The organism is Enterobacter genomosp. S, assembly GCF_001631805.1.
Classification (GTDB): Bacteria; Pseudomonadota; Gammaproteobacteria; order Enterobacterales; family Enterobacteriaceae; genus Enterobacter; species Enterobacter quasihormaechei.
Genome location: NZ_LVVA01000010.1, coordinates 38,676 through 44,796 on the forward strand (window position 1 = coordinate 38,676; position 6,121 = coordinate 44,796).

Genomic DNA, 6,121 nt, shown 5'->3' on the forward strand with positions numbered 1-6,121 from the left:
ATGCGATCCACATCCCGTTTCGATCTCAACGCGCTGCCTGTAGGGGTGATGATTTACGATCCCGCCGAGCGTTTGCTGGCCTGGAATGATCAGATAACGCGCTTTTACCCGGTCATCGCCCCCTGGCTGAGCGCCGGTGCTTCGCTTGAAAGCCTTGCGGAGAAATTCATTGATGCAGGTTATAACATCGACCCCACCCGCCGTCGGACCCTGCGGGAAGCGATCGTTCGCAACTGCCGCCAGTCAAGCCATCGTGAGGTGCGGCAGTCAGGAAACCGGCGGCTCTACGTGCAGCATCAGCGTCTTGCCGATGGCGGCATCCTCAGCCTGCATACCGATATTACCGAGCTTGACGATGCCCAGCGTTCGCGCCACAAGCTGCACGATGATTTTTTACTGACCGCAGAGTCCATTCAGATCGGTATCTGGAACTGGCAGGTCTCTCAAGACAGCCTGGAGGTGAACGATACGCTTCTGGCGATGGTGGGTCAGTCGCGTACGCACCTGCACTACCCGCTGCGCTTTTTACTTAACCTGGTCCATGAAGAGGATCGCGCCGTGCTGCGCAACGCGATGATCGCCTCCAGACAGGAGCATATGCCGGTATTTGAATGTGAAATTCGCGTACAGCACGCGTCCCAGGGCTGGCGCTGGATGCTGATCTCGGGGCAGGTGGTCACCCTCAGCATGCAGCAGCAGGCCGAACGGGTGATCGGCACCCTACAGGACATTACCCGCCGCAAGGAGGCCGAGCTGCTGGCCATTGAAGCGGCGAAAGTCGCCCGGGAGGCCAACGAGGCGAAAAGTGCATTTCTGGCGAACATGAGCCACGAAATTCGCACCCCGATGAACGGCATCCTGGGCATGACACAGCTCTGCCTCGATACGCAGCTCAACCCCGAACAGCGGGAATACCTGTCTCTGGTGATGAGTTCAGCGCAGTCACTGATGCATATCATCAATGACATTCTCGATTTCTCCCGCATTGAGTCAGGTAAGATGACCGTCGATACAGAGCCGCTGGAGATCCGTCCCTTTGTGCAGTCGCTGATCCGCCCGCACATGCCCGCCGCCAGCGAAAAGGGCATCGAACTGCTGGTGGATATCGCACCTGAAGTGCCGGACGTGCTCATCGTTGATGGTCCCCGGCTACGTCAAATTCTGACTAACCTTTTGGGCAACGCGCTGAAGTTTACCCATCAGGGTGAGGTGATGCTGGCAATAGAGCCTGCACAACGTGAAGGTCAATGGCGTTTTCGCCTTCGCGACAGCGGCATTGGCATCCCGGTGGAGAAACAAAAAGCCATTTTCGAGGCGTTTAGCCAGGCCGATAGCTCAACCACCCGCCGCTACGGCGGTACTGGCCTCGGGCTGACCATTTCAGCCCGTCTGGTGAGCCTGATGGGCGGAGAGCTGACGGTTCAGAGCAAGCCGGGTGCAGGCAGCGAATTTGCGTTTACTCTGCCGCTGGAGAGCCAGCTGGCAGCTTCCACTCCCGGTGCTCCTGTAGCCCGCTTTAACGGCGAATCGGTACTGGTAGTCGATGACAACAGCACCAACCTGCGCCTGCTGGACATGATGCTTCGCCAGATGGGTCTGACGCCGACCTGTGTTAACAACGCAGGGGAAGCGTTAAGCCTGATCGCAAAAGGGGGATGCTGGCCGCTGATCCTGCTGGATGCCCAGATGCCGGATATGGACGGCGTATCGCTGGCCCTTGAGCTCTCCGTTATGCCGCAGGCCGGGCAAAGCCACATCATTATGCTCAGTTCCATGAGCCGTCATTTCGACGCCAACATGCTGAAGCGCATCGGGATCGCCCATTATCTGCATAAGCCGGTTGCGCAACGTGAACTCTATCAAACCATAGCCAGCGTCCTTGCGCCCGCTCCCCTTGCCTCTCCCGCGGCTGTGCCCGCTTCTGCACCCGTTACGGCGCAGGCCAGTCTGCGTATCCTGCTGGCCGAGGACAACCTGGTGAATCAGAAAGTGGCCAGACGCCTGCTGGAGCAGCTCGGGCACCGTTGCGAAGTGGTATCCAATGGCCGGGAGGCCCTCGAACGCTGGCGTGAACAGCCGTGGGATTTAATGCTGGTTGACCTGCAAATGCCAGAAATGGACGGTGAAACGGCCATTCGCCTTCTTCGTGAAGAAACGCTCGCGCGGGGGCGTAACCATCAGCCCACCATCGCGATGACCGCCCATGCCATGCAGGGCGACAAGGCGCGCTGTCTGGCAATGGGCTTCGACGGCTATATTGCCAAGCCGGTAAGTCAGGAGGCGCTCAGGGAGGAGATAGCCCGTGTTGTCGCCGGAGAAGAAAAGGGTCTGCCGGATGAGGCACAGCTGTTAAAACAGTGCGCGGACGATCCTGAACTGGTTAATGAACTGCTGGCGCTGTTCGGCAATGGTATTGACGAGGCGGTGGCAGCCATAGCGCTGAACATTGCGCATGATGACCGCGAGGCCCTGAGGCGGGCCGCTCATAAGCTTCGCGGCGAAGCCGTCACCCTCGGTTTCATTCGTCTTTCAGAGGTGCTTCAGCAATTAGAGAGTCAGGCGGTCTCGCTGAACCAGACGGGGCTGAGCGTTTTACATGGCGAGCTTATCGAGGAGGCCAGACGCTCTGCGGCCTGGCTGCGCCGCAGAGCTCAGGAGGTTAAAGATGATCAGGCTTCTTCTGCTGCTGACAATTAGCCCTCTGCTGGCCCAGGCCAGCCAGCCCGTCACCTGGTCACTGGCCGGAATGTGGCTCGTGCATGACGCCAACCTCAGCCCCTTTGATGGCGCCAGCGCGCCTGACCGCGACTGGCGATCGATTGCGGTTCCGGCCAACTGGTACAGCGCCGGATACGATCATCAGGGTGCCCTCTGGTATCGGCACGAATTTACCCTGCCCCGGCGCGCGCCCGATACCATGGCCACCCTGGTCTTTGATGGCGTGGACTATTTTGCCGACGTCACGCTCAACGGCAGGCATCTTGCCCGCCACGAGGGGTATTTTCAGCGCTTCTCCGTAGACATAAGCGATGCTTTGCAGCGACACAATAAGCTCGCCGTGCGGGTGGACAGCCCCTGGGAAGATCCGAAAACAATCTGGCCGCTGCACAAAACGATGGTTAAAGGCGTACTTAACCAGCACGATACTCGCCCTGGCGGGGCGTGGGCAGAGAATGGTCAGGACGCCAACTCAGGTGGGATTTGGGCACCGGTGAAGCTACACCTGAGTCGCGGCGCGACTATCGACGAGGTGATCCTACGTCCAGACTGGCGTGAAGGGCTGAACAAACCAGCGCTGCACGCCGAGATCCGCTATCGCGCGTTGTCTGCCGGTAACGTCACGCTGCGCCTGTCAGCAACACCTGATAATTTCATCGGCGAGCGCACAGAGCAGGCGTTTTCGGTTCAGATTGCGAAAACGGACGGTAAGCCGCGGTCGCTCAGCGTCACGCTGCCCGTAAAAGACGCGAAGCTCTGGTGGCCAGTGGGCTATGGCAGGCCAAATCTCTACCGGGTGCGTGCGACCCTGGCGGACGAACAGGGGGTGATGGATACTGCGGTGACCCGAACCGGCCTGCGCAAGATGGAGGAGCAGCCGGACAACAGGGGCTGGCTGATCAATGACAGGCGCCTGTTTATCAAGGGGAGCAACTACATCGGTTCCCCATGGCTTAGCACCATGACGCGCAAGAAATATCGCCGCGACTTCAGGCTGGTGCAGGCGATGAACGCCAATGCAATACGCGTTCACGCGCATGTGGCAGGCCGGGCGCTTTACGATGTGGCTGACGAGATGGGGCTGATGATCTGGCAGGATGTCCCCCTGCAATGGGGTTACAACAACAGCGACGCCTTTGCGGACAATGCCGCGCGGCAGACCCGCGAGATGGTTGAACAATTTGGCAATTCCCCGGCCATTATCGTCTGGGGCGGTCATAACGAGCCACCGTGGAATTCACCGTGGATGGAAAAACGCTTCCCGGACTGGAATAAAACCCTGAACCAGAACCTGACGAAACGCGTGGGAGACGCGCTTGCGCAAGACACCTCGCGCATTGTGCATCATTTTTCCGCGGTGGAAGAACACTACTGGGCCGGCTGGTACTTTGGCACAATGCGTGATTTGCTCGGCCCCGCCAAAACCGCGATCATCACGGAGTTTGGCGCTCAGGCGCTACCGCGACTCTCAACCCTGAAAACCATCATTCCCGCCCGCCTGATGTGACCGAAAAGCACCGCCGCCGACGATCCCGGCTGGACGCACTGGAAATACCATAACTTCCAGCCCTTCCAGACCTTTAAATTTGCCAATATTCCGCGGGGTAATACCATTCAGGAGATGATTGCCAACACCCAGCGTTACCAGGCGGAGCTGGTGGCAATGGCGGCAGAGAGCTATCGTCGGCAGCGCTATCAGCCGGTTACCGCCCTCTTCCACTTTATGTTTGTAGAAACCTGGCCCTCCATCAACTGGGGCGTCGTGGATTATCTGCGTAAGCCGAAAGCGGGCTACTACGCGCTGCAAAAAGCTTATCAGCCCATTCTGCCGTCGATTGAACCCGTGACGGCGGTGTGGCGTCAGGGGAACGAAGCAACGGTTCGCCTGTGGGCAATCAATGACACCTGGTCCGCCTGTGAGGCGTGTCGTCTGAAGTGGCAGGTGAAGCAACATGGTCGGGTGCTGGCTAAAGGCAATACAACCCTTACGCTCCCCCCCGATTCGGGCAGCAGGATCAAGGACATCACCGTCACACCGACCACCAGGCATAACGTTACCATTGAGTATGAGATTTCGGATCGCGCCGGTAAAACCGTGGGTTCCAACCAGCGCATTGAGAGGGTGGAAAGCCCTCCTGAGCCATGAATGCTGGCTACCCGACGCTGCTATTGATACCCGGCATGCCAGCCTGCATTTTCAGCGTGTTAACGAAGGATCGGGCCAGACGCGGTCGCCAGCGGATGCTCAGGGGAGACAACGGCCACCGCAGGCACGCTGAGAAGGACTTCTGAGGTGCATCCCGCCGAAAGATGCGGCAGCGATCCGGTTATCGCCACCCGGCAGTGATCGTCCAGCAAAGGCTGGAGCACCGCCCCCAGCGCTTCCACATACAAACGCAGCGGCGTGTCAGGAAATGCCTGATGAAAAGCCTGCACCGCAGCGGTGAGCTGCGCAACGGGAAACATCACCTCGACGGACACCGCCAGCTCAGGCTCAAGACCTTACGCTAAGGTGCGCGCCTTAGCCTTAAAGGCATCCATCCCGGCAGCGGCAAGACGTGCCGCGTCCAGCATGGCGACACCCGCCTCCGTCAGTTTCGGATAACGCCCGGAACGATCGAATAATGGAAACTCGACCTGCGCCTCAAGGTTTGCCAGCGTCGCGCTGACAAACGACTGCGCGCGCCGGCACCGTACAACAGGCCGCTGACGCCGATATCGTCTTTGTCAGCACGAACTGGGACAAAACCGAAGCCGTGTTAAGGGATGGGCGTATCCTGATTGACGCGACCAACCCGGTCATACTGCCAGGCTTGACGCTGGCTGAACTGGGCGGGAAAAATTCAAGCCAGGTTGTGACCCCGTGGGCGCCGGGTGCACGCGTCGTGAAAGCCTTTAATACCCTGCTTGCAGGGGTACTGGCTCAGGATCCGGCGTGACGCCCTCGCACTATCGCAAAGCGATGGTTCGTAGCATAAGCCCGACAGTTTGAGCAAAAGCCCGCGCGAAGCCAGCGCCTGAAAAATCCATTATTGAACCGTACTTCAGACGTTCTTTCTGAAGCGTTGAAATTAACTCTCAAGAGAATCAACTATGGAACTCAAAGGTAAAAACGCGCTCATCACTGGTGCTTCCCGCTGGTGTCTGAAATTGAGGCTGCTGGCGGTGAAGCAATAGCGCTGGCGATGGATGTCACTGACCCGGCCTCGATTCTTTACGTGTTGCAGGCACCGGAACATGTGGACGTGGCAGAGCTGTTTATTATGCCGACCGAACAGCCGTGGTAAGAGGGTGAAGCGGGTCAGGGGGGTGGCGGGCCCGCGACCGTTTTTTTGGGGGGGGGTTTGTGGGGTGGTGATTTCGGTGGTATCGACACTCTCAGGCGCCTCGATGATGTGGGGTC

General features: G+C 58.8%; 5 protein-coding genes and 1 pseudogene. 4 read left to right on the forward strand and 2 right to left on the reverse strand.

Features of this window, described 5'->3' with window-relative positions; genetic code table 11:
• Nucleotides 1-2,697, forward strand: coding sequence for a response regulator (locus A3466_RS07480; RefSeq protein ID WP_063450066.1), 2,697 nt, complete (start codon nt 1-3; stop codon nt 2,695-2,697).
• A pseudogene (locus tag A3466_RS07485) lies at nt 2,666-4,864 on the forward strand (glycosyl hydrolase 2 galactose-binding domain-containing protein). The gene A3466_RS07480 and the pseudogene A3466_RS07485 overlap by 32 nt, the downstream one beginning before the upstream one ends.
• Nucleotides 4,865-4,923: 59 nt before the next feature.
• On the opposite strand, the gene A3466_RS23520 reads toward A3466_RS07485, so the two are convergent.
• Together A3466_RS23520 and A3466_RS23875 are read right to left on the reverse strand one after the other, a co-directional pair.
• On the reverse strand, nt 4,924-5,205 hold the full coding sequence (locus tag A3466_RS23520; RefSeq protein WP_321190286.1) for a LysR substrate-binding domain-containing protein: 282 nt from the start codon (nt 5,203-5,205) through the stop codon (nt 4,924-4,926).
• A gap of 15 nt (nt 5,206-5,220) precedes the next feature.
• Complete coding sequence (locus A3466_RS23875) at nt 5,221-5,376, reverse strand: hypothetical protein (RefSeq protein WP_209445937.1); 156 nt, start codon at nt 5,374-5,376, stop codon at nt 5,221-5,223.
• 98 nt (nt 5,377-5,474) lie between these two features.
• Between A3466_RS23875 and A3466_RS07495 the strand changes: the two genes are divergently transcribed.
• Both A3466_RS07495 and A3466_RS23090 read left to right on the forward strand, forming a co-directional pair.
• Complete coding sequence (locus tag A3466_RS07495; RefSeq protein WP_180979090.1) at nt 5,475-5,657, forward strand: hypothetical protein; 183 nt, start codon at nt 5,475-5,477, stop codon at nt 5,655-5,657.
• 201 nt (nt 5,658-5,858) lie between these two features.
• On the forward strand, nt 5,859-6,005 hold the full coding sequence (locus A3466_RS23090) for a hypothetical protein (protein ID WP_239005649.1): 147 nt from the start codon (nt 5,859-5,861) through the stop codon (nt 6,003-6,005).
• Nucleotides 6,006-6,121 lie beyond the last annotated feature (116 nt).

Coding starts and splice junctions, on each gene's coding strand:
- A3466_RS07480 (WP_063450066.1), top strand. CDS start 1: ATGCGATCCACATCCCGTTTCGATCTCAACGCGCTGCCTGTAGGGGTG.